The organism is Streptomyces blastmyceticus, assembly GCF_039521185.1.
Lineage (GTDB): Bacteria > Actinomycetota > Actinomycetes > Streptomycetales > Streptomycetaceae > Streptomyces > Streptomyces blastmyceticus.
Window position 1 is genome coordinate 463,621 of record NZ_BAAABW010000013.1, and the last position, 23,274, is coordinate 486,894.

Consider the following 23,274-nt stretch of genomic DNA (forward strand, 5'->3'; position numbering starts at 1 on the left):
TTCCGGTACGGGTCGGCCTCGGTGAGGCGCACGGCGTACACGAGCGAGTCTCAGAACGTTGCGTCGCCCCGCATGCCCGGCACCGTCACCGCTCGCCTCAGTCACCGAAGAGGCCGAGCGCAGACCTGACGGGGCATCCAGGCGTCGGGGCTTGCGCCGGGGGCATCCGCGAAGTCCCCAGGATCGGCGTGACCGCGTCCAGCAGTGACAGGAATTGGGTGCTGTCGTGGCGGTAGCTGCGGTGAGCGTGACGGCGAGAGGGGTTCCGTGGCGGTCGACGATCACGTGGTGCTTGGAGCCGGGACGGGCCCGGTCGACGGGTGAGGGGCCGACAGGGTCCCCCCTTTGAGCGCCCGGACATGCGAGCCGTCCACGGCGCAGTGGTCCAGGTCCAGCGACTCCGCGCGGCGCAGTTCGGTCAGCAAGGCGGCGTGCAGGCGGGGCCAGACGCCGGCCTCGGTCCAGTCCCGCAGCCGACGCCAAGCCGTCACTCCGGAGCAGCCCACGGTCTCCGCGGGGACATCACGTCAGGCGACACCGGTCCGCAGTACGTACATGACGCCGACGAGTGCGGCCCGGTCCGGAACACGCAGCCGTCCGGGGTGACGGCGGCGCCGCTCGGGAGCGGACGGCAACAACGGTGCCACTCGCTCCCACAGGTCATCAGGAACAAGATCAGCAGGCACCCCGGACACCCTGCCGATCAAGATCGCCAAGCGCAAGACCACAGCGCAACTCATTCTGAAACGATCAGTTATTCCAAGACTCATGCCCCATCGTTCCCTTGCTCCTTGCCCGGCCGAAACCGGACCTTGCGGGGGTGCTGAGGCGGGCGTGACGATGGCGACATGACGCAGCCGGGCGAAGACGCGGGCAGCAGACACAGTGGTCGAGACGGGCACGGCGGACAGGGTGCGACACGGCGTACGGTGCTCGGCGCGGCCACGGTCGGTACGGCGGCTCTCGGACTGCCGTTGGCAGCGGCGATGCCAACGGCCGCGGCCGTACCTGCACAGTCCGGGTCGGCGCGGCACCGGCCCACCGGACAGCCCCCCTCGCATGAACTCCGCGCAATGCTAAGGGAGATCGACCAACGCCGCATCGAGGCGACCGTCCGCAAACTGGTCTCCTTCGGCACCCGGCACACCTTGTCCGCCCAGGACGATCCCGTACGTGGCATCGGCGCGGCCCGCGACTGGCTCCTCGCCGAGCTGCGCCGCTGCGCACAGGCATCCGGTGGGCGGATGTCCGTGGAGCTCCAGTCGTACGTACAGCAGCCCGCGCCCCGTGTCCCGGTGGCGACCAGGATCACCAACGTCGTTGCCACCCTGCGGGGTTCGGTCACGCCCGAGCGGATCTATGTGGTCTCGGGGCATTACGACTCACGGAACAGCGACCCCATGAACGCGACCGGCGATGCACCCGGCGCCGACGACGATGCCTCCGGGGTGGCCGTCGTCCTGGAGCTGGCCCGGGTCTTCGCGACCCGGCGGCCGGCCGCGACCGTGGTGTTCGCGGCGGTGGCGGGCGAGGAGCAGGGACTGTACGGGGCCGGGCACATGGCCCGGACGTACCGGGGCCGACAGGCCGATGTGCAGGGCATGTTCTCCAACGACATCGTGGGCAGCTCGACCGCCGAGGACGGCTCGCGCGACCCGTACACGATCCGGCTGTTCGCCGAGGGGGTTCCGACCTCGGAGACGCCGGAGCAGGCCGAGGTGCGGCGCTCGGTCGGCGGCGAGAACGACTCCTCCTCGCGCCAGCTGGCCCGGTTCGTCCGGGACACCGCCGAGAACGATGCGACGGGGATGCGGGTGCGGGTGGTGTACCGCCGCGACCGCTATCTGCGCAGCGGCGACCACATCCCGTTCCTCCAACAGGCATATCCGGCAGCGCGATTCACCGAGCCCGCCGAGGACTACGCGCACCAGCACCAGGACGTGCGAGTGGTGGAGGGCAAGCAGTACGGGGACCTGCCCGAGTTCTGCGACTTCGGCTTCATCGCCCGGGTGGCCCGGGTCAACGCGGCCGCCCTGCGGTCGCTGGCCCAGGCCCCCGGCACCCCGCGCAACGCGAAGATCCGCACCACCGCCCTCGGCAACTCCACCGAGCTGGCGTGGGAACGTGGCCCGGAGCCGGACCTCGCCGGATACGAGGTGGTGTGGCGGGAGACCACCGAATCGGAGTGGACCCACGTCATCCCCGCCGGGAACGTGACCCGGCACACCGTCAACTTGTCCAAGGACAACGTATTCTTCGGCATCCGAGCGCTCAACCGCTCCGGCCTGCACAGCCCGGTTGCTTTCTGCGCACCCCAGCCGTGAGGCCCCGTGACCGGGGCCTTCCCGGTGCCCTGCAGGACGCGGGACAGGGCGCTGGCTATGTCGACGAGCTGGGCTATATGGAGCTTGACCGCCGCGGCGCCGAACTCCTGTTCCAGGTTTTGACCGAGTGGGAGGAAAAGAACTCGGTGGCGATCGCCTCGAACGAGTCGTTCGGCGGGTGGACCAAGACGTTCACCGACCCGAGGCTCTGCGCAGCCATCGTCGACCGCCTCACCTTCGGCGGCAACATCATCGAGACCGGTACCGACTCCTACCGCCTCCAGCAGACCAGAGCCCAGGCAGAACGATCTCACGCGTGACTACCACTCGCGTGGATGGATTAGCCCGTATGGGTGGTTTGGTCATGTCGACGGAGTCGGCCGTTGCGGCGCGGACAGCCTCCGTTCAACAGCCCGGAAACGGGCTTCAGAACCCGATGTTTCGGGAGGTAACCGAATGGAAGAGATGCCCATCCTGCCTCCGATCCTCGCGCCAGCCGACGAGGTCGTGGGCTTTGAGGAGTGGCGTATGGAGCTGATGGAAGGCGACACGGACTGACCGTTCCGGTCTCGGGCGGCGGGTTCCGTCCAGGGGCCCGCCGCCACAGTGGCGGGGGGAGGGTGTGGAGAAGGTGGCTGACGTGCCCGCACGGCGACAGCCGGCCGATGAGGAGATCCATGGCCGGCTGGTGCCCGACCCGTTCCGGTGGCTGGAGGATGACACGTCGGCGGAGTGCGAGCGGTGGCTGCGTGAGCAGCAGCGGCTCCTCGCCGAGCATGCCGCGGCCTGGCGGGCCGGACCGCTGTTTCGTGCGCTGCTTGGGGGGTTGACGGATTCCGGCGGTGCCGTGGTGCCCGTTGTGTCGTCTCCGGTACTGCGCGGCCGGAGGCGGTTCTTCCTGCGTCGGTGTGCCGGGCAGGACCTGCCCGTGCTGTTCACCGCGCTGGACGGGGAGGACGCCGGGGCGGAGCATGTGGTGCTCGACCCGATGCGCCTGGACCCGTCGGGACGCACGATCCTGTCGGCGTGGCGCCTGTCGTGGTCCGGCCGGCTGCTGGCCTTCCAAGTGGATGTCGGCGGTGCGGAGGAGCCTGTCCTGCAGGTTCTGGACGTGACGGACGGCCAGATGGTGGGCCAGCCGCTGGCCCCGGGGCTCCGCAGCCCCGTTGCCTGGCTCGCCGACGACACCGGCTTCTACTACGTGACCGGGGGACCCACCGAGGTCCGCAGAGTGCGGCTGCACCGTATCGGGGACGATGGCGCGCACGATCCGGTCGTCTTCGAGACGCAGATGCGGCACCTGTCCGTCTCCCTCGGCCCGGAGGGCCGCTGGCTGACGGTCAGCGCCGCGCCGGGCGCCCAGACCGGCAACATCCTCCACCTGGCCGACCTGGCCCAGGGCCCGGCCGGCCCGCGTGGGCCCGCAGCCCCGGAGTTCGTGAGGGTCCACGATGGCACCGCCGACGGCAGCAGCGCCCTGATCAAAACAGGCCCACGGGGCCTTCTCTACGGCATCACCAACGCCGGGGCGCCGCTCGGCCGGGTGTGCCTCATCGACCCGGCCGACCCTCGCTCAACAGCATGGACCACCCTCGTCGAGACCGCCCCCGGCAGTCTGCTGTCCGCCTGCACCGCCCTGACCGACCCCAGCAGCTCACAGGTGCAACTGCTGGTGAGCACGGTCAGCAACGGTGTCCCGCGGCTTTGCCTGCATGACCTGACAGGCCGGAAGCTCACCGACATCACCACCCCGGGAAGCGGCCCGGGCTCCATCAGCGCACTGAGCACACCGCCAGGGGACACAGACCGGCTCTGGTTCACCTACACCGACTTCACCACCCCGCCAGCCGTCCACCGGCTCACCCTGCCACAGGGACAGTGCCAGCCGGAGACCGGACACCCGCCCGCCGGGAGCACCTCCCCGTCCCGGCATGAACGCCCAGCCGTACGGCAGATCACCTACCGCTCCGCGGACGGCACGCCTGTGAGCCTGTACCTCATCGCCCCCGCCGCAGACCACGACGGCCCGCGCCCCGCCCTGCTCACCGCCTACGGAGGCTTCGGCGCCTCAGCCGCCCCCGCCTATTCCCCCACCATCACCGCCTGGGTACGGGCCGGCGGCATCTACGCCGTAGCCGCCATCCGCGGCGGCGGCGAGCAGGGCACCACCTGGCACGCCGCCGGCAAAGGACACAACAAACCCAACGCCTTCACCGACTTCGCCGCCGCAGCCCGCTACCTCATCGACCACCAACTCACCACACCCGCCCAACTCGCCATCAAAGGAGCCTCCCACAGCGGGCTCACCGTCGCCGTAGCCCTCACCCGCGACCCCGAGCTCTATGCCGCCGCAGTCTGCTCCGACGCCCTGACCGACATGGTCCGCTACCCACGCTTCGGACTCGGCGCCTGGTGGACCAAGGAGTTCGGCACGCCGGACGACCCCGCCCAGCTTGACACCCTGCTCAGCTACTCGCCCTACCACAACGTCCGCCCCGGCACCCGCTACCCGGCCATCCTCCTCACCAGCCCCCGCACCGACCCCCGAGTCGGGGCTGCCCACATGCGTAAATTCGCCGCCGCCCTCCAACAGGCCACCACCTCCGGCAAACCCGTCCTCCTGCGCACCGAAGACGGAGTCGGCCACGGCCCCCGCGCCGTCTCCCGCTACACCCCCCTCCAAAGCGACGCCCTCGCCTTCTGCGCCCACCACACGGGCCTCCTCCCAGCCAGCAACGGATAAACAAGCAGCCCTTCCACCCGCACCCGGGCCGCCTCGCCGACAGCCACCTCCCCGGCACGGCACATGGTCCGGCAGAAGGCGATGCTGTCTCGCAGCGGCATGCAGAAAATCCTTCCAAAGGAGAGCATGGTTGCGGTGTACCGGCACCCTGGCATGCGCGCTCACGCCAGGGAATCAGTCGCCAGAAGCCACCACTCCGGCATGCCGTCTCTCCCCTCTGCCAGTCGGAGCGTCGACCGTCGCGCGGTGCGGCCTCCCGTTCTGGCGGGCGACGCTCTGCTGCCGGGTGCGCCCACCCCGCCTGCCAACGACCGCGATCGCCTCACTCGAACGCATGAGCGCCTTCAATTCTCACCGACATTCCACGGCTCCCGGCCCGCGAACTGCCATCCGAAGTCGGCAATAAACGCCTCCCGCAGACGCCTACGTAGCCAGGGCTGTCGACTGCCGTCATGGCAGCTGCAAGGCAGGTGACCTTGCCGTCGCGCGGTGGCGGCCAGACCGGACGCGCCGTCGCCCGTGCCGCTCGGGAGGCGATCGTGTCGGTACCACATCGGGGCCGCCTTGCCACAGACCTGCGCCAGCCGAATGTGGCCGGTGATGCCCAGCTCGTAACGGGTCGGCGGCCCCGCCACGGTCGCGGGAGGGGCCTCAGCCGGGGTCGGGCACGGCGGCGATGGCGTCGCCTGCGGGTTCGGGCCGGGTGCGGATGGCGGCTGTCGCGATCAGGAACGCGGCCAGCGTGATGAAACCGGCCGTCAGGAAGGCTTCGTGGTAGCCCTGTGTGAAGGCACCACGGGCCAGTCCCTCAGCGGGCATCCGGGCTGTGCCGGGACGGCGCTCCCAGTTTCTGGCCGCGTTGCCGGCGACGGTGACGAGGGCCGTCAGGCCGAATGAACCGCCGATCTGCTGGGAGGCGTTGAGCAGGGCGGCGGCGATGCCGCGATCCTCGGGCCGGACCGTGGCCACGGTGATGAGGGTGAGCGGGACGAAGCTCATGCCCACACCGGCGGACGTCGTCACGAACGGCCCGAGCAGGTCCAGGTAGCTGCTGTGGGTGCTTACCGTGGTGGCCCAGAACAGCCCGGCGGTGATGACCAGGGGGCCGGTGGTGACGGCGAGCCGGATGCCGGTCCGGTCGCCCAGGACCCGTGAGACCACGGTGGCCACGACGACCAGGACCACGGTCAAGGGCAGGAAGGCCACGCCCGCCCGGAGAGGGCTGTAACCGAGGACGTTCTGCTCGTACTGCGTGGTGAAGAAGAACATCGCGAACATGACAGCACCGATGGCCAGCATGATGGCGTAGGCGCTGGAGCGGTTGCGGTCGTGGAAGAGGTGGAGCGGTACCAGGGGCTGTGAGGCAACCCGTTCGATCAAGAGGAAGCCCGCGAGCAGGATCGCAGCGGCGATCAATGGGCCGTGGGTCAACGTCGCACCCCAGCCGTGGGCGGAGACGTTGGACAGGCCGTACACCAGCAGGGCGAGGCCGCTGCTCGCGGTGATTGCACCGGGCAGGTCGAGTTGCCCGCCGCGGACCGCGGTCTTCGGAACGGTGCGTGCGGCGACCAGCAGTACGAGGGCTCCGATGGGGACGTTGACGAACATGACCCAGCGCCAGGAGGCATACTCGGTCAGCAGTCCGCCGAGCAACAGGCCGATCGCGCCACCGCTGCTGCCCATGCCGGCGTAGACGCCCATGGCCCGGTTGCGCGGTCCTCCTTCGGGGAAGGTCGAGGCGATCAGCGCCAAGGCGGCCGGGGAGGCCATCGCGGCTCCGGCGCCCTGCAGGGCCCGGCACGCCACCAGCCACGAGGGGACAGCGGCAAGCCCTCCGAGCAGGGAGGCTGTTGAGAACAGGGCGATGCCGACCAGGAACGTCCGGCTGTGCCCGAACATGTCGCCGGCCCGGCCGCCGAGCAGTAACAGCCCGCCGAATGCGAGCGCGTACGCGGTGACCACCCACTGCAGGCCGGTGGATGAGAAGGCAAGGCCGTGCTGGATCTCCGGTAGCGCGATGTTCACGATGGTGGAGTCCAGAACCACCATCAGCTGGGCGGCGGCGATGACCATGAGAACCAGGCCCAGGCGTGGTGACGCGGTGGAGGGGTTGTCTGCTGAAGCGCGGCCGGAGCGGATGGGTCGGCTCATCGGGACTCTCCTGTCACGCCGGGATGGGGGTGCGCAAGACCGGCGTGGCGGTCCCCCCGGCCCGGGGCGCGGCTGAACGGCGCCGTCCCCCAGGCCCTCCTGCTCGAGGCGCTCCATCCTCGTCCCGCCCGACCATGACATGCCTCTCGCCAGGTCCCTCCAGCCTTCGCGATGCCGTCACTCGTTCGGGGGTTGATAGAGGTCTCCAGGTGACGATCTCGACGAGGCGGTCACCGACGATCTGCGTATGTGCCTGCTCGATCCGGTGGTTCGCCACTCCTTGTGAAGAGGGCGATGGCTCCTGTGATGGTCTCGGGGCGAGATGGCCGAAGGGCTCGACGGCCTCCGTCGGCCGGGCCGCTCCTCCACCTTCCGAGTGACGGATCGACGGCGCGGCACTGTGCCTTCGCCGACGCGGGAGACTGTCGTCGAGTCACCAGGTCGGATGTTCGTCTGCTGCTGAAGGGGCGGGATGGATCACACCGCAGAGTGTCTTCCGGAATTCGGTTTCAGGCGTGATCCCGAGGCGCCGTTCGATCCGCCGCCGGAGCGCATGAGGTGGCTCGAACAGGAGGGCTTGCCCCGGGTGAGGCTGTGGAACGGGGGAACGGCATGGGTGATCTCGGGTTACGAGGAACAACGGTTACTTCTCGCCGACCCCAGGATCAGCGCGGACGACCGTCACCCGAACTATCCGTTTTTCAGCTCGGGTTCCCAGGCGGTGGGCAGGACCCGGACGTTCCTGAGGATGGACGGCGCGGAACACAGTGAGCACCGACGCCGGTTCCTTCCCGGCTTCTCCGCGCGTCGTATGCGGGCGCTGGTCCCCCGAATCGAGGAGATCACTTCCGCTGCGCTGGATGCGATGGAGAAGACGGGGCCGCCTTGCGATCTGATGACTGCCTTTGCGTTGCCCGTGCCCTCACGTGTCATCTGTGAGCTCCTGGGCGTGGCGTATGCGGACCACGAGTTCTTCGAGCGGGACTGCGTCGAACTGACCGACATCAACAGCAGCGCCGAAGTCGTCTGCGCGGCATGGCGCCGGATTCTGGAGTACCTCGCGGCCCTGGCCGACGCCAAGGCCGAGGATCCCGCCGACGACCTGATGAGCGTGCTGGCTCAGGAGATGGCCGCCGGGCGGATCAGCCGTGAGCAGTGCGCGAGCGACGCCCTGCTGATCCTCCTGGGCGGACACGAGACGACCGCCAACATGATCGCGCTCGGTTCCTGTCTGCTGCTCCAGCACCCCGGCCAACTCGTGCGCGTGCGCGACGGTGAGCCGCAGGACGTCGCCCGCGCCGTGGACGAGCTCATGCGCTTCCTGTCCGTCGCGCAGAGCGGCCGACGCCGTGTGGCCACGGCGGACATCGAGGTGGCGGGCGGCGTCATCCGCGCCGGCGACGGCGTGATCTTCGCGGGAGACGTGGCCAATCGGGACCCGCGGGTCTTCGAGGAACCCGGCCGACTGGACGTCGGCCGACAGGCTCGCTACCACCTGGGATTCGGACACGGGCCACACCGCTGCCCGGGTGAGAGCCTGGCTCGGCTGGAACTCCAGGTCGCCATTCCCGCGCTGCTGCGCCGTTTCCCCGGACTGCGCCTCGACCGGCCGCTCGGAGAGCTGCGATTCCGTTCGGACTCGATGAACTACGGGGTCCAGGAGATGCCGGTTTCCTGGTGAGCAACGTCCAGGGACCGCGCGGGGCCCCTGGACACGCGCAGGCTTGCCGGGCGTCGCCCGGCACTCGCCGGCCTCTCCCGTACTCCGTTACCTCGTCGCGCTGTGGTCCGGCTGTCGGGAGGTCGCCAGGCCGAGGCTGTTGCGCAGTGCCCGCTTGTCCGGCTTGCCCCGGGGAGTGAGGGGAAGGCTCGTCAGCGTGTGCAGCGCGGCAGGGGCGCAATGTGCCCCCTTCTGCTTCGTGAGGAAGGCACCGATCTCCTCCAGGTCCACTCGACTGCCCGCAGTGGGAACCACGGCGAGGTGGATCTCCTCTCTCAGATCGGCACCGCTCGCTGCGAAGACCGCGCATTCACTGATCGACGGATGGGCTGCGAGCAGCTCTTCCAGATCTGCGGGGTGCACGCGCACCAGCCGGTCCCCTCCGGAGACGAACAGCGTGTCCGTGAGCCGGTCGAGGACGGACAGATTGCCCCGCTCGTCGAAGCGGCCGAGGTCCCCTGTCCGCAACCAGCCGTCCGGGTGCAGTACCTCACGGGTGAGACCGTCGTCCTTCCAGTAGCCGGACATGACGATGGGGGAGCGCACCCAGATCTCACCTTCCTGCCCGTGCTCCAGAGGCTCGCCATTCCGGTCGCGTACGCAGACCTCGACGCCGGGCAACGGCCACCCCACGGAGACGGCTCCGTCGCGGTCGGCCAGATCGTCCGCGTGCTCGTGCGGCAGCAGGGAACTGATGGGGCCGGCCTCGGTCTGCCCGTAGCACCCCTGGAGGATGGGGCCGAAGACCTTGATGGCCCGCCGCAGCAGGGAGGTCGAGGCGGTGCAGCCCCCGTACATGATCCGGGTGAGGCTCGACACGTTGGTGGTGGGCAGGGACGGCTCGTCGAGAAGGTGCCTGAGCAGCGGGGGCGGCAGCCACATCACGGTCACGCGCTCTTGCTCGATCGCGGTGAGGAGTCCGCGGGGGTTGAAGGACGGCTGGAGGATGACCGTGCCTCCCTGCAGGAGGGTGAGGTCGGTCAGGGCGCCGGTGGAGGAGACGAATCCCGTGCACACGAGGAGGCGGGGCGGTGTGCCGAGCCCCGGTACGGGAACGGCGAGCATCGTGTTGTAGGCGGCGTGGGCGATGCGTACGCCCCGAGGGCCGCCTGTCGTCCCGCCGGTGGACACGACACTCCAGTCCTCTTCGGGGCGGACTGCCGCCGCGAAAGGGCCGGTTGGGTACTCGGTGGCACTCGCGAGGAGGTCCTCGCCGGGCTCGTCGGTGCCGAGGCCGCACACCGTGGTCCGTTCGATCAGGGGAAGCAGTGCCTTCGCGGTGTCGTTCCGGGTGGAGTCGACGAGCAGCAGCGCGCAGTCGGCCCCGTCGAGGAACGCGGCGAGGGCCGTGGGGTCGGTCGTCTCGTACAGGGATACCAGCCGGGCTCCGGCGAGGGTGATGGCGTAGCGGGCCTGGATGGCCTCCGGGGTGTTGCCGGACAGGAGGGCCACAGACACTCCACGGCCGACTCCCCGCTGGTGAAGGGCTCGCGCCAGTCGGTATGTGTCGTCGCGAAGCGTACGGGCGGTGATCCGGCGTCCGTCCGAGGCGATCAGCACCTCTCGGTCGGGCGACGTCGACAGGACGCGCAGGATCGCATCCGGGTAGCCGGCAGAGGTGGTACCGGCAGTTGGCGGGTGGGTGTTCACCGGGTGTCTCCTATCGTGCCGGGTGGTGAGGGCCTGCGTGTTCTGGTGCGGCGGGCTGTTCCAGGGCGGTCAGCCAGTCCTCGACCGACTGCGCGGTGTGTGCCGCGTGTTCTGTGAGCAGGGAGAAGTGATCGCCCGGGACGGCGCAGGACGTGTGCGGACACGGCCAGTTCTCGGGCAGGTTGCTGTCCTGGGGGTGGACGAGCAGGGTCGGGGCGTCGAGCGGAGCCGGAGTCCAGTCGGTGAACAGGTCGGCGTAACTGCCCGCGGCAGTCAGCATGGCCGGGGTGACGAGCGACCGCGCCCGGCTGACCCGCGCGGCGAGTTCACGGGCCAGGCGCTCGGGAGCCGAGCGAAGCAGCGGAGGATCCAGCAGCACAAGTCCCGCAGGAGGCGTGCCACGCTCCTGGAGGGTCTGGGCGAGCGCGTGGGCCAGCAGACCGCCGGAGGAGTGCCCCAGGAGGACGTACGGCCACGGTGGTGCCGACCGGGCGAGGAACTCGGCCCAGGCTTCCGTCAGGGTACGGATGGAGGCGGGCAGGCGCTCGTCGTCCAGCGCCCCGGGGAGGGGGACGGCCCGTACCGTGCGCCGTCCGTCGAAGAGCCCCGCCAGGGTGGTGTACGGCGTCGAGGACGGAGCGGTGGTGAAGGGCGGCAGGCACACGAGCCCCGGACCGGCCGGGCCCTCGCTCAGCCGTGCCCACTCTCCGGTGTGCAGTTGCTCGTGGCGACCGGTGAAGGAGCGGCGTGCCGCGCCTTCCCTCATCCGTCGTCGCCCCTCCTCGACGTCGCCTCGGGCCCAGGCGTTCAGGACCTCGGTGACGAAAGCGTCTTCGTCGTTCTCGGCGGACGTCCGGGCCTTCGGGATCAGCAGGCCGCCGAGGTGCTCGCCCAGGCGCGCGGGCGTGGGGTGGTCGAACACGGCAGTGACGGCGAGGCGGACACCGGTCGTACGGGCCAGCCGGGTCCGCAGCTCGACCGAGCCGAGGGAGTCGATGCCCAGGTCGCGGAAGCGCTGATCGCTGCGGATGCTCTCCTTGCCGGCGTGCCCCAGAACCGCGGCCGCCTGGGCGCGTACCAGGTCGGTGAGGGCGGAGAGGCGTTCCTCGGACGGCAGGGACAGCAGACGTTCGTGCTCGCTGTCCGCCGCCGTGGTGGCGGTGGACCGGGTCGGGGCCGGGCGGTGGCGGAACAAGGAGGCCAGCAGCCCGTCGGGCTCCTGTGCGGGCGCGTGGCGTGCCAGCGCCGTGACGGCGACATGGGGGTGGTCCAGGCCCAGCGCGGCGTCGAATCCCGCCAGTGCCTGCCGGGTCGTCAGCGGCGTGAGCCCGTGCCGCGACAGGCGTGCCTGGTCGGCGGCCCGCAGGCCCGCCGTCAGCCCGCTGGTCTCCTGCCACAGACCCCAGGACAGGGAGACCGCGGGGAGCCCCTGCTGCCGGCGGTGGTGGGCCAGGGCGTCCAGGAAGGCGTTGGCCGCGGCGTAGTTCGCCTGGCCCGGGGTGCCGACCAGGCCCGCCATGCTGGAGTACAGCACGAAGGCGCTGAGGTCGACGTCGCGGGTGAGCTCGTGCAGGTGCCACGCGGCGTCGGCCTTGGCACGCAGGACCGTCCGCAGACGCTCGGGGGAGAGGTCGCAGACCAGGCCGTCATCCAGCGCGCCGGCGGCGTGCACGACGGCAGTCAGGGGGTGTTCGGGTGAGACCGAGACGAGAGCCTGCGCGAGCGCGGCTCTGTCCGCCACGTCGCAGGCGGCGAAGGCCACCGTGACGCCGTGCACGGACAGTTCCTCGGCCAGCTCCCGCGCGCCTGTGGCTCGTTCGCCCTGGCGGCTCAGCAACAGCAGGTGCCGTACGCCGTGGACGTGCGCGAGATGACGGGCGAGCAGCGACCCCAGGGTGCCGGTGCCGCCCGTGATCAGCACGGTGCCCTCGGGGGAAAGGACGGGCGGCTGAGTCAGCACGATCTTCCCGGTGCTCAGGCCCCGGCTGAGGAAGCGCAGCGCGCCGCATGCCTGGCGGACCGACCAGGTACGGAAGGGCAACGGGGTCAGCGCCCCGTCCCGGAACAGGTCCATGAGCCACCGCAGCGCGACCCCCGGCGCGGGGTGATCGGCGAGGTCGAAGGCGCGATAGGTGACGCCGGGGTGGGCCGCGGCGACCTTGTCCGGGTCGCGGGTGTCGGTCTTCCCCATCTCAAGATACCGGCCGCCCCTCCTGAGCAGGCGCAGGGAAGCATCCACGAACTCCCCGGAGAGACTGCCCAGAACCACATCGCACCCGGTGCCACCGGTGGCCCGCAACAGGTCGTCCTCGAAGGACAGGGTGCGCGAGTCGGCGATGCGGTCCCGGGCAACGCCCATGGCCGCGACAAGCTCTTGTTTGCCCTGGCTGGCCGTGGCATAGACCTCCGCACCCAGGACGTGCGCCAGCTGTACGGCCGCCATCCCCACCCCTCCGGCGGCCGCGTGGATGAGGACCTTCTCGCCCGGTCGCACACCGGCCAGGTCGACCAGCGCATATTGCGCTGTCAGGAAGGCCCCGGTCACCGTGGCCGCCTGCGTGAGGGTCCACTTCTCCGGGACCGGCACGACCAGTTGGTGGTCCACGTCCACAAGTGACGCGTACCCTCCGGCCTGTCGGAGCAGTGAGGCGGCCACGCGGTCGCCGGGGTGCAGCCCGCTGACGCCGACGCCGGTCTCCACGACGGTGCCGCCTACCTCGAAACCGATGCCCCTCCCCGGCAGCATGCCCAGGCCCATCACGGCTTCGCGGAAGTTCATCCCTGTGGAGTGCACCTTGATCCGCACCTTGCCGTCCTCCACCCGGTCGGGGAAGCCGACGACCGGAACGGCTCGGATGTCCTCCAGAGTATGCCCGGCCGCCAGGACCAGACTCCAGGGCCGGTCGTCCTCGACAGGAAGGGCAAGTCCTTCGTCATGGGCGGACCGAAGCCGCTGGACGAGGATCCCGCCGTTCCGCAAGGCGACCTCGGGGCGCGCGGATCCCACGGCGGCGGCCAGCGCCCCGGGGGACGGCTCACCTGCATCGGTGTCGATCAGCAGGACCCGGCCGGGGTGCTCACTGTGCACCGAGCGCAGCAGCCCCGCGCACGCCGCCCCCACCAGATCCCCCACTTCCTCCCCGAAAGAGGTGGGATGGACGCGACGGGTCAGCACCGCGAGGCGGGCACCGGTCAGTTCGTCCCGGGTGAGGAACGTGCGCACCTCGTGCAGCAAGCGGGTCAGGCGCCGCTCCAGAGCAGACGGTACGGTGTGGCCGCTCGTCTCACCCGTGGTGTCCCGGCAGTCGAGCAGCACGGTGCCCGGCACCAGGTCGCCGGTCGCCACCGAGTCCGCCACGGCGGCCATGCCCTCGAAGGAACGGCTCACCGGCAGACCGGTTCCGGGGCCCGCACCGACCCAGTCCGCGCCGGGCTCCACTCCTTCCCCTTCCGGGAGCACGTCCCAGAAAGGAGTGAACAGCGTGGCGTCCACCACGGCGAGCGCCGAACGGAGCTTCAGCGCGGTGGTGGGCCGCAGCCGCAGGTCTTCGATCCGGACGACTGCACGCCCTACCGCGTCCGTGGCCTCCAGGCCGATGCACTCGCTCTCCGAGGCCGTGAGGCAGGCGCGCAGTTCGGTCGCTCCCTCGGCGAAGACCTCAACGCAACCGATGGCGTACGGCAGCAACGTCCGCTCAGGCCCGCCGTCCACCAACAGGCCATGCAACAGCGCGTCCAGCAGAGCCGGGTGCACGGCAAACCCATCGTGCTGTACACCGTCGTCCAACCGCGCCTCGGTGTACCAGGTCCCGCCCTGCCGCCAGGCGGCGGTGAGATTACGGAAACACGGGCCGTACGCGTACCCCTTGTCCTCAAGGGCCCGGTAGCAGTCGGGGGCCGCGCCCTCCTCCGCGCCGTGGGGCGGCCACGGCCGGACGGGCACAGGAAGAGACGCTTGAGCGGCTTCGGCGTTGGCGGTCGACGCCTCGGCATGCCGAGTCCACCGCCCCGTACCGGAGTGGCTGCGCGAGTACAAAGTGAGGCGATGCCGCCCGTCGCTCTCGGCCGCGCAGTGGAGCTGGATGTCGACACCGCAGTCCGGGACGATCAGCGGGGCGTGGAAGAGGACGTCCTCCAGCCGAGCCCGCCGGCCGACGCGGCGAGCTCCGTACAGCAACAGCTCCACCATGCCCGTTGCGGGCACCAGGACCGTGTCGTGCACGGCGTGATCGGCCAGCCACGGCTGAGCGTCCAGGGAAAGTCGCCCCGTGCACATCACCGTGCCGTCCGGCAGGTCGGTCACTGCCGGGAGCAACGGGTGCCCGCCGTCCTCCAGACCGGCCGCGGCGAGTCCGGGAGTACGTGGCGAGGGCGCGGGCCAGTAACTCCGGTGCCGGAAGCTGTAGGTCGGCAGATCGACGGGTTCGGCGTCCGGGTACAGCGCGGACCAGTTGACGTCGGCTCCGCCCGCGTGCGCCGCGCCCAGGGCGGACACGAAGCCGTCGAGACCACCCCCCTCACGGCGCAGCGAGCCGCTCACGGCTCCGTCGATCCCCGCGTCGGAGAGGATGTCCCGCAACGGCCCCGTCAGTACCGGGTGCGGAGAGACCTCGACGAACCGCGTGAAGCCCGCCTCCAGACTCCTGCGCACCGCCCTTTCGAACAGCACGGGCCGACGCAGGTTCCGGTACCAGTAGTCGGCGTTCAACTCGCCTTCGGCCACCGGCTCTCCCGTGGTCGAGGAGAACATCGGGATGCCGCCGACCGCCGGGCACGTGCCCGCGAGGTCCCTGAGCAGGCCGTCGCGTACGGCTTCCATATGGGGGCTGTGCGACGCGTAGTCCACCGGCAGCCGTCGCGCCCACACTTCCTGGGAAGCACAGACGCCGAGCAACTGGTCAACGGCGTCCGCGTCACCCGCTACGACGGTCGCGGACGGGCCATTGGCCACCGCCACCTCCAGCCGCCCTGCCCACGGCGCCAGAATCTTCTCGGCACGTGCGGCGGGAACGGCCAGCGACGCCATGGCTCCCCGCGCCGTGACCGCCCGCAGGAGCCGGCTGCGCCGGGCCACCACACGAGCGGCCTCTTCCAGGGACAGGAAGCCCGACACGCACGCCGCCGCGATCTCGCCCTGGCTGTGTCCGATCACCGCCGTCGGCTGGACCCCATGCGCTCGCCACAGCTCCGCGAGGGCCACGTACATGGCGAAGAGTGCAGGCTGTACCACCTCGGCCCGCTCCAGCGACGGTGCACCGGGGACCGCGCGCACCACCTGCTCGACGTCGTGGTCCGTCCACGGGCCCAGCGCTCGCGCGCACCGGGTGAAGGCCTCCGCGAACACAGGGGACTCATCCAGCAGCCGCGCGCCCATGCCGTCCCACTGAGCACCCTGCCCCGGGAAGACGAACACAGGGCCGTGCCCACCAGCGGCACGTGACCGCGCCACACCGTCCGCCTGCCGGCCCTCGGCCAGGGCGTCGAGGCAGGCCAGCAAGGACGCGGTGTTCTCGCCGGACACCGCGGCGCGTTCGGGCAGCGGTGTGCGCGTCGTCGCCAGGGACAGGCCCACGGATGCGACATCCAGGCCCGGGTGCTCGCGCACGTGGCGCGCCAGCGTCCGGGCCTGCGTGGGCAGCGCCTCGGCCGTCGCGGCGTACACGGGCCACACCACCGGCCCCGGGTTCCGCCGCGCGGGACGCCGTGCGCGGACGGGCTGTTCGGGAGCCTCCTCGACCACCACGTGAGCGTTGGTGCCGCTGATCCCGTACGCCAGCACACCGGCCCGGCGCGGCTCGTCGCCGCGTGGCCATGGCCGGGCCGTGTGCAGCAGACGCATGGTCCCGGCCGACCAGTCCACTGCGGGGGTCGGGTTGACGGCGTGCAGAGTGGCGGGCATCTCCTCGTGGATCAGGGCCAGAACCGTCTTGACGAGTCCGGCCATTCCGGCTGCTGCCTGCGTGTGGCCGATGTTGGACTTGAGCGAGCCGACCCAGACGGGCGAGTCCGGAGAGCGGCCGACGGCGTATGTGTCCAGCAGTGTGGCCGCCTCGATCGGGTCGCCCACCGGGGTCCCGGTTCCATGCGCCTCGACCATGCCGATCTGCCCGGGATGCAGCGTTGCGTCCCGCAGCGCCTCGGCGATCACCGCGCGCTGGGCGGAGCCATTGGGAACGGTCAGCCCCTCGCCGGTCCCGTCCTCGTTCAGGGCCGTGCCGCGGATGACGGCCAGCACCCGGCGGCCCTCGGCACGGGCGCGGCCGAGCGGCATCAGCATCACCGCGGCGACACCCTCCGCCGGTGCGAAACCGTCCGCCTCGGCCGCGAAGGACTTGCAGCGCCCATCCGCGGTGACAGCGCCGAGACGGGAGAAGTACACCAGGACATCCGGCTCTGCCATGACGCACACGCCGGCCACGATCGCGCTCTCGCACTCCCCGGTACGCAGGGCTCGTGTGGCCAGGTGAAGGGCGGCAAGGGACGAGGAACACGCGGTGTCCACCGAGAGCGCGGGCCCGTGGAGGCCCAGGGCGTACGAGATCCGCCCGGCCGCCGCGCTCACCGACAGACCGGTCGGCAGATACGCCTCGAGATCCGCCTCGGCCCGCCCCAGGCGGCACAGATAGCGGCTCTCGCTGATCCCGACGTACACCCCGGTCCGGGAACCCCGCAACACCCCAGGCGCGGTACGGGAGTTCTCCACCGCCCCCCACACGCACTCCAGCAGTAACCGCTGCTGCGGATCCATGGCCGTGGCCTCGCGAGGACCCACACCGAAGAAGGCGGCGTCGAAGTCACCGACGCGATCCAGGAACCCGCCGTACCGGACGTATGTCACTCCGGCGGCGCTCGTGTCCGGTTGGGTGAGGCGTCCCAGGTCCCAGCCGCGGTTGTTCGGCAGCCCCGTACGGAAATTCCGTCCTTCGACGAGCAGTTGCCACAACTCGGCGGGAGAATCGCAGCCACCCGGGAATCGGCAGTGCATTCCGACGATCGCCACCGGTTCGCGAGCTGACAAGGCCACAAAAACCTCCGATAATCCGACTGATGGCACGCCGATTGAGGTGGACTGCTTTACTGGAACAGCGTGAAGCCGCTTGGTCGTCGCCGCTAGTATGACTGCGATCGCTGCTGGATCGTCTGGAAAGAGCCCGGACGGGGCGGCAGTTGACACCGGACTCGAACACGATTTCCCGTAGATGCCCCTCTGTTCGTGCAATCCGTGACCAGGAAGCACCTCGATGCCGCCCTTCCGAGCGGCCGGTTCGACCAGTGAAGTTCGACCAGCGAAAGGGAGGTTATGCGCGCGGTCGTGATGTATGGAGCGGGCGACGTACGCGTGGAGGAGCGTCCTGCCCCGAGGATCCGCCGGCCCACTGACGCGATCGTGCGTGTGGTGCTCTCCTCCGTCTGCGGCAGCGATCTGTGGCCCTACGCCACCATGCCCGCCACCGGGCAGGGCAAGCCCATGGGACATGAGTTCCTCGGCGTCGTCGAGGAGGTGGGTTCCCGGGCAGCAGGACTGAAGGCTGGCGACCTTGTGGTCACGCCCTTCTCGTTCAGCGACAACACTTGCGACTTCTGCCGCAAGGACCTCCATACCTCCTGCCGGAGCGGCGGCCTGTACGGCCTCGACGGCATCGATGGCGGCCAAGGTGAAGTCGTCCGTGTCCCCCTGGCCGGGGGCACGCTGGTCAAGCTCCCGGTCGGGGAGGACTCACCACTGCTGCCCTCGCTGCTGACCCTCTCGGACGTCCTCACCACGGGATACCACGGAGCGGTGACCGCCCACATCGCGCCGGGCGACAGCGTCACCGTCATCGGGGACGGGGCCGTCGGACTGTGCGCCGTCATCGCCGCCGAGCGGCTCGGTGCGGAACGGATCGTCCTCATGGGCCGCCACGCGAGCCGTACGGACCTGGGGCTCGCGTTCGGTGCCACCGATGTCGTCACCGAGCGCGGCGAGGAGGCCGTCGCGAGGATCCGGGAGCTGACCGGCGGAGACGGCACCGACAAGGTCATCGAGGCCGTAGGCTCCCGGCAGGCGCTGGAAACCGCCCTCGACGTCGTCACCGACGGCGGGGTCGTCAGCAGACTGGGCGTCCCCCGGTACGAGGAAGGCCCCGTCGGGCGCGCCATAGTGCTCCGCAACATCACCCTGACGGGTGGCGCCTCTCCCGCCCGCGCCTACATCGAAAGGCTCATGCCCGACATCCTCGACGGCAAGATCGAGCCGGGCCGCGTCTTCGACCGCACCACCAGCCTCGACGAGGTACCCGACGGCTACCGAGCCATGTCGGTGCGAGAGGCCCTGAAAATTCTCGTACGCCTGTGATCTCCCGTGCAAAGGCCCGGTATCCCGCAGCGAGCGAAGAGACCCAGAGAGGAAGCAGCCCATGTCCGGAATTCTTGGAGGAGTGAACGTGCCTGTACCGGATGAGGAATCCGTGAACTGTCCGCTCAACACACTGGCCAGTGTCCTCAACGACGCACCGGAATCCGGCGGTGGACCGCATTGGGACAAGGAGAAGGCGTTGAAGGCGGTGGCTGAACTCCGGGATATTGCGGCTGCCTTGAGGGATGGAAAGGGCGCCGTCTGAACGTAGTCGGCAAATCGGAGTTCGAAATCTTAGCATCAGAGGAAACCTCGCTCGACCACCCGCCGACGGGTGCCCAGTTGCCTGTGCCGTGAAGGGGGCACGCCGGATGATGGTGGCGCGATGCCGCGTGCGAGGGTGCTGTTGCGGTAGATGTCGTGGTCGTATCCGCGGCCGGTGGGGAAGGGAGCCCCGGCGACCGTCCGTCTCGCTCCCGTCCCTTACGGCCTTGGGAGTGATTGAGTTTGTGGTGTGCTGGCCTGGAGGGTCCGCTGATGGGTGATCAGTAGGTGGCCTGGCGGGCGAGTACCAGCGGTGCCCGGCTTGCGGCGGGTTGCCTGCCGAGCGGATCGGTCGGAGACTGGCCCGGCGATGGCCTGGCGGGTCTCGGCGTAGGTTTCGCGGCGTCCGGTGAACCGCTGCAGGGGCCGCCACTGCTTGTACCTGCGCCTCGGTCCCGTCGATCCTCAGGTCCACATCTTCTGCCTCGGCATGGGCGAGTACGTCCTCCAGCGTGTGCAGCCGCAGTCCCGGCCGGTCAGGGACGGCGAAGCCGCGAGCTGCCGGCAGCGGGCGGACCTCTCGGGCCGAGGAGGAGGCGGTGGAGCGGTCCACGCCGTACAACTGTGCCAGAGCGGCGTGCGGCAGCCTGAGCCGCAGGTGCACGAGCGTGACCAGGAGCCGGTCGACGAAGACCAGGCGTTGCTTGGGCCCGGCACCAACAGCCCGCTTTCGGTCCCCGCCCTGCCGCTCACGCAAGGCCGACTCACGGACGGCCTGTCACTTGGGGGGCGAGTTCTTCGCGCGACTCGCCGAAGTGTGCGCGGGAGACCCCGGACAGGGCAGGGTGGGAGCAGGCCGCACGGGCCCAGGCTTGCGTCACAACTTGCCCAACCCTTGCGGCCCTTCGCTTGTAACGGCCAAGGGGCCTGCCATGATCGTCGTCATGGGGATACACATCGCACCGGCCGGGGTGGCCGACTTTTACCAGGTCCTGACTGATCACCCCCGTTACTGGGGCGAACGCGACCTTCGGTCGCTGCACCTTCTGGCGCTGGTGCAGGAGTTCGGTTCCACCTGCTTGGTCGCCCGAGCCGAGGACGGAATTCGTGGGTACATCTTCGGGTTCGTCACCCCGGACGGCACCGGGTACGTGCATCTGATCGCCACGCGGGACGACGCCCGTGGCGGCGGTCTCGGGCGTCGCCTGTATGCGGCGTTCGCTGAAGCAGCGGAACGTCATGGTGCACTGCAGTTGAAGGCGATCACGTCAGTCGAGAACACTGGATCGATCGCCTTCCATCGCACCCTCGGCTTCGACACGAAGATCGTCGATGACTACAACGGCCCCGGCCGGGCCATGGCCGTCTTCCACCGAGATCTGCCGCTGAACGTCTCATAGCCCTGACCAACCAGCCGTCACCGGCAATCGCTCCCCAGGCCGTTACCGGTAGCTGTGCTGCCGCGGGCGGGCAGCAGATCGGTGCTGGTGCGGCCGGCCGCAGGGACCTGGAGCGGTCCGGCCCGGTCTCCCGCTGTTTCAGGTCGTCTTCCCGGCCAGCCTGTGCAGGGTCCGCGCGGCTGGTGATCCGGGGTCGGCCGTGATCAGGACGACTTCCTGGTCGTCCTCGGGCACGAGCAGGACGTCGCAGTTCAGCCGCAGCGTGCCGGACTCCGGGTGGTCGAGCGTCTTGGTGCGGTGCCCGGGAGCGTGGACTGGGCGCGTCTCCCAGATCTGCCGGAACTCCTCGCTGTCGGCGTGCAGTTCGGCCAGCAGAGCGGTCAGCTCGGGGTCATGCGGGTAGCGGTCGGCGGCCCGGCGCAGCCGCGCCACCGCGATGTGCCCGAACTCCTCGGTGCTGGAGCTCTCGTACATCCGTCCCTGGCCCAGGAAGCGGCGCCGGGCCAGGTTCGTCGTCCCGCCTCCGAGATCGCCCCCGAACAGTGCCTGGGCCAGGGGGTTCCAGGCGACGACGCCGTACGCGGCATCGGTGACGATGGCGCCGGTCTCCGGCAGCCGTTCCAGCATCCGGGCCACGTGCGGGCGTACTCGCCGCACGGCGCTGATGCTGGGCGGCGCGCTCGATCCCGCCAGGCGGAACAGGTGGCTGCGCTCGGCCGGCGTGAGCCGCAGTGCCTGGGCCAGCGCGTCCAGGATCCGGGCCGATGGCCGCGGTCCCCGGGCCTGTTCCAGCCGTGTGTAGTAGTCGACCGACATGTGGGCGAGCTCCGCCATCTCCTCGCGGCGCAGGCCCGGTGTGCGGCGAGCGGTGCCTGTCGCCGGGAGGCCGATGTCGTGCGGACGCAGGCCCGCCCGGCGGTCCCGCAGGAAGCGGGCCAGTTCCTGCCGTGCCATGTCGCCTCCGGTCGCTTGCCTGGTACAGCCTGTCCCTGGCAGGGCACCCACTGCGAGGGGATCGTAGTTCCATGAACGATCGCACTGCTCTGGTCACCGGTGCCAACAAGGGCATCGGCAAGGATATCGCCCGGCTGCTCGCGGCCGAGGGCTTCACTGTGTACGTGGGCTCCCGCGACCCCGGGCGCGGAAAGCGGGCCGTCGAGGAGATCGGCGCCGGCGCCCGCCTGCTGGTCCTCGACGTGACGGATCCCGACGGCATCGCACAGGCCGCGGCTCAGGTGGACCGCCTGGACGTGCTCGTCAACAACGCCGGCATCGCACCCTCCCTCGCCCCGCCGGCCGACACCCCCGTCGAGGAATTCCGGCTGGCATACGAGACCAACGTATTCGGGGTGGTGGCGGTGACCAATGCCTTCCTGCCCGCCCTGCGCCGGTCCCCGCACCCGCGCATCGTCAACATCTCCAGTGGCACCGGGTCGCTGACCTGGAGCACGCATCCCAACCCCCAGTTCACCCCGGGAAGCGGTGGCGGCGCCGCCTACCGGTCGTCCAAGGCCGCCCTCAACGCCCTCACCATCTTCTACGCCCAGACGCTGGACGAAGACGGCTTCAAGGTCAACGCGCTCGCCCCCGGCCTGCGGGCCACCGATCTCAACGCCCGGGCCGCCGCCGGCGGTGACCCGGCCGAAGCCGCGCAAGGCGCACTCCGCCTGGCCCTGCTGCCGGACGACGGCCCCACCGGCGGCTTCTTCTCCTGGGACGGAACGCCCGTGCCCTGGTGAGCGCGCCGAGACCCGGAAGCGCTCAGCGGGGCAGGTTCCCCGCGCCGCGTGGCCACCGTCAACCGGGCGGAGGTGGTCACAGCCGTTGGCGCTGAGATTGATCTTGCTCGGCTAGCGCGCCGGGCCTCCGGTTCCCGGCCCTGAGCGGCGGGCTACTCCCCGTAGAAGGAGCTGGCGTATGACAGCAGAGCCATGCGGCTTGCGCCTCCCAGCCTCCGGGTCTCGTCATGCACCGCGATCAGGATCTGGCCGAGGTCTTCGAGGTACAGCAGGCTGGCCCCCTTCTCTCCGCCCTGGAGCACCGCCAGGACGGCGCGCCCGGAGGCCCCCTCAACCTCTGCTTCCGTATCGCGGGAGCTGACCGTGTACTTGTGCCCTCCGATCCAGGCGAGGCCCGGAGGGGTGGAGAAGTCGAAGACCTTCGCGATGGTCTCAGCCTCGTTGGAGTCCGGATTGTAGAGCTGCTCCCAGGCGTCCCCGTCTGCAGCCGCCGCCGCGAATATCTCTCCGTTGGAGTACGCGAGTCCCGCAGCGAGAACATTCCCAGTGGAGATCAGGTTGGCTTCCAACGATGTCTGCCAGTCCGACATGTGCCCCTCCTCGTTGTGGTCGCCAAGGTTCATGATCCATAGGCGAATGACAGCAACCTATCCGGTCGTTGATCGCTGAGGGCGGCCCTTCCCGGACGGATTCCGGTTCAGCAGGGCGGAATCACGCCACCTCCTGTTCGGCCTCGGTACTTACTGGTACAGCGACCGGTGATCATGGTCAGGCCGGACCTCCGAGGGCGCGCCCGGTGATATGAGGGGGAGCAGACGTCTCAGGCCGGGGCTTCGGCGCGGGCGCGTTCTTCCCGACGTCATCAGCCGGGTGCCGGCCGATGCACGGGAGGGAGCATCGAACGAAGCTCTCCGCCGCATGATGACCTGCCAGCTTGAGAAACCGCAC

General features: G+C 70.1%; 12 protein-coding genes and 3 pseudogenes. 8 read left to right on the forward strand and 7 right to left on the reverse strand.

The window, feature by feature from the left end:
- Positions 1-123: 123 nt before the first annotated feature.
- Positions 124-686, reverse strand: a pseudogene (locus ABD269_RS12255) (IS5 family transposase); the annotation flags it as partial.
- 387 nt (positions 687-1,073) lie between these two features.
- Here ABD269_RS12255 and ABD269_RS12260 point away from each other — a divergent pair.
- From ABD269_RS12260 to ABD269_RS12270, 3 genes and pseudogenes are all read left to right on the forward strand, one after another.
- The gene (locus ABD269_RS12260) at positions 1,074-2,324 is read left to right on the forward strand and encodes a M28 family metallopeptidase (protein ID WP_344117835.1); all 1,251 of its coding nucleotides are present in this window, start codon (positions 1,074-1,076) and stop codon (positions 2,322-2,324) included.
- 59 nt (positions 2,325-2,383) lie between these two features.
- A pseudogene (locus tag ABD269_RS12265) lies at positions 2,384-2,644 on the forward strand (ATP-binding protein); the annotation flags it as partial.
- 320 nt (positions 2,645-2,964) lie between these two features.
- Positions 2,965-5,067, forward strand: coding sequence for a prolyl oligopeptidase family serine peptidase (locus tag ABD269_RS12270; protein WP_344117836.1), 2,103 nt, complete (start codon positions 2,965-2,967; stop codon positions 5,065-5,067).
- Between the two features lie 651 nt (positions 5,068-5,718).
- On the opposite strand, the gene ABD269_RS12275 is transcribed toward ABD269_RS12270, so the two are convergent.
- Complete coding sequence (locus tag ABD269_RS12275) at positions 5,719-7,218, reverse strand: MFS transporter (RefSeq protein WP_344117837.1); 1,500 nt, start codon at positions 7,216-7,218, stop codon at positions 5,719-5,721.
- Positions 7,219-8,167: 949 nt separating this feature from the next.
- Between ABD269_RS12275 and ABD269_RS12280 the strand changes: the two genes are divergently transcribed.
- Entirely contained in the window at positions 8,168-8,899 is a 732-nt protein-coding gene (locus tag ABD269_RS12280) for a cytochrome P450 (protein WP_344117838.1), read from the forward strand.
- A gap of 87 nt (positions 8,900-8,986) precedes the next feature.
- On the opposite strand, the gene ABD269_RS12285 is transcribed toward ABD269_RS12280, so the two are convergent.
- Positions 8,987-10,588, reverse strand: a complete 1,602-nt coding sequence (locus ABD269_RS12285) for a class I adenylate-forming enzyme family protein (RefSeq protein WP_344117839.1) — start codon at positions 10,586-10,588, stop codon at positions 8,987-8,989.
- 10 nt (positions 10,589-10,598) lie between these two features.
- A complete protein-coding gene (locus ABD269_RS12290) occupies positions 10,599-17,825 on the reverse strand; it encodes an SDR family NAD(P)-dependent oxidoreductase (protein ID WP_344117840.1) in 7,227 nt (2,408 codons plus the stop codon).
- A gap of 63 nt (positions 17,826-17,888) precedes the next feature.
- On the opposite strand from ABD269_RS12290, the gene ABD269_RS12295 reads away from it, so the two are divergent.
- Both ABD269_RS12295 and ABD269_RS12300 read left to right on the forward strand, forming a co-directional pair.
- Positions 17,889-18,923, forward strand: coding sequence for a zinc-binding dehydrogenase (locus ABD269_RS12295; RefSeq protein ID WP_344117841.1), 1,035 nt, complete (start codon positions 17,889-17,891; stop codon positions 18,921-18,923).
- 61 nt (positions 18,924-18,984) lie between these two features.
- The gene (locus ABD269_RS12300; protein ID WP_344117898.1) at positions 18,985-19,188 is read left to right on the forward strand and encodes a hypothetical protein; all 204 of its coding nucleotides are present in this window, start codon (positions 18,985-18,987) and stop codon (positions 19,186-19,188) included.
- Between the two features lie 561 nt (positions 19,189-19,749).
- Here ABD269_RS12300 and ABD269_RS12305 read toward each other — a convergent pair.
- Positions 19,750-19,944: pseudogene (locus ABD269_RS12305) on the reverse strand (helix-turn-helix domain-containing protein); the annotation flags it as partial.
- A 175-nt stretch (positions 19,945-20,119) separates the two neighbouring features.
- Between ABD269_RS12305 and ABD269_RS12310 the strand changes: the two are divergent.
- Positions 20,120-20,587, forward strand: coding sequence for a GNAT family N-acetyltransferase (locus ABD269_RS12310; protein ID WP_344117842.1), 468 nt, complete (start codon positions 20,120-20,122; stop codon positions 20,585-20,587).
- Positions 20,588-20,725: 138 nt separating this feature from the next.
- Here the strand turns inward: ABD269_RS12310 and ABD269_RS12315 are convergent, their stop codons facing one another.
- Positions 20,726-21,541 carry a helix-turn-helix transcriptional regulator gene (locus ABD269_RS12315; RefSeq protein ID WP_344117843.1) on the reverse strand — a complete coding sequence of 272 codons (816 nt, stop codon included), beginning with the start codon at positions 21,539-21,541 and terminating at the stop codon, positions 20,726-20,728.
- Positions 21,542-21,612: 71 nt separating this feature from the next.
- Here ABD269_RS12315 and ABD269_RS12320 point away from each other — a divergent pair, with 71 nt between their 5' ends.
- Positions 21,613-22,326: an SDR family oxidoreductase gene (locus tag ABD269_RS12320; protein ID WP_344117844.1), complete on the forward strand. Its 714-nt coding sequence runs from the start codon at positions 21,613-21,615 to the stop codon at positions 22,324-22,326.
- Positions 22,327-22,478: 152 nt separating this feature from the next.
- On the opposite strand, the gene ABD269_RS12325 is transcribed toward ABD269_RS12320, so the two are convergent.
- Positions 22,479-22,949, reverse strand: coding sequence for a profilin family protein (locus ABD269_RS12325; protein ID WP_344117845.1), 471 nt, complete (start codon positions 22,947-22,949; stop codon positions 22,479-22,481).
- Positions 22,950-23,274: the final 325 nt, after the last annotated feature.

Excerpts from the sequence above, each read along its gene's own strand:
- ABD269_RS12260 (WP_344117835.1), top strand. The coding sequence starts at position 1,074 with ATGCTAAGGGAGATCGACCAACGCCGCATCGAGGCGACCGTCCGCAAA.
- ABD269_RS12275 (WP_344117837.1), bottom strand. The coding sequence starts at position 7,218 with ATGAGCCGACCCATCCGCTCCGGCCGCGCTTCAGCAGACAACCCCTCC.
- ABD269_RS12295 (WP_344117841.1), top strand. The coding sequence starts at position 17,889 with ATGCGCGCGGTCGTGATGTATGGAGCGGGCGACGTACGCGTGGAGGAG.
- ABD269_RS12300 (WP_344117898.1), top strand. The coding sequence starts at position 18,985 with ATGTCCGGAATTCTTGGAGGAGTGAACGTGCCTGTACCGGATGAGGAA.
- ABD269_RS12310 (WP_344117842.1), top strand. The coding sequence starts at position 20,120 with ATGATCGTCGTCATGGGGATACACATCGCACCGGCCGGGGTGGCCGAC.
- ABD269_RS12315 (WP_344117843.1), bottom strand. The coding sequence starts at position 21,541 with ATGGCACGGCAGGAACTGGCCCGCTTCCTGCGGGACCGCCGGGCGGGC.
- ABD269_RS12320 (WP_344117844.1), top strand. The coding sequence starts at position 21,613 with ATGAACGATCGCACTGCTCTGGTCACCGGTGCCAACAAGGGCATCGGC.
- ABD269_RS12325 (WP_344117845.1), bottom strand. The coding sequence starts at position 22,949 with ATGAACCTTGGCGACCACAACGAGGAGGGGCACATGTCGGACTGGCAG.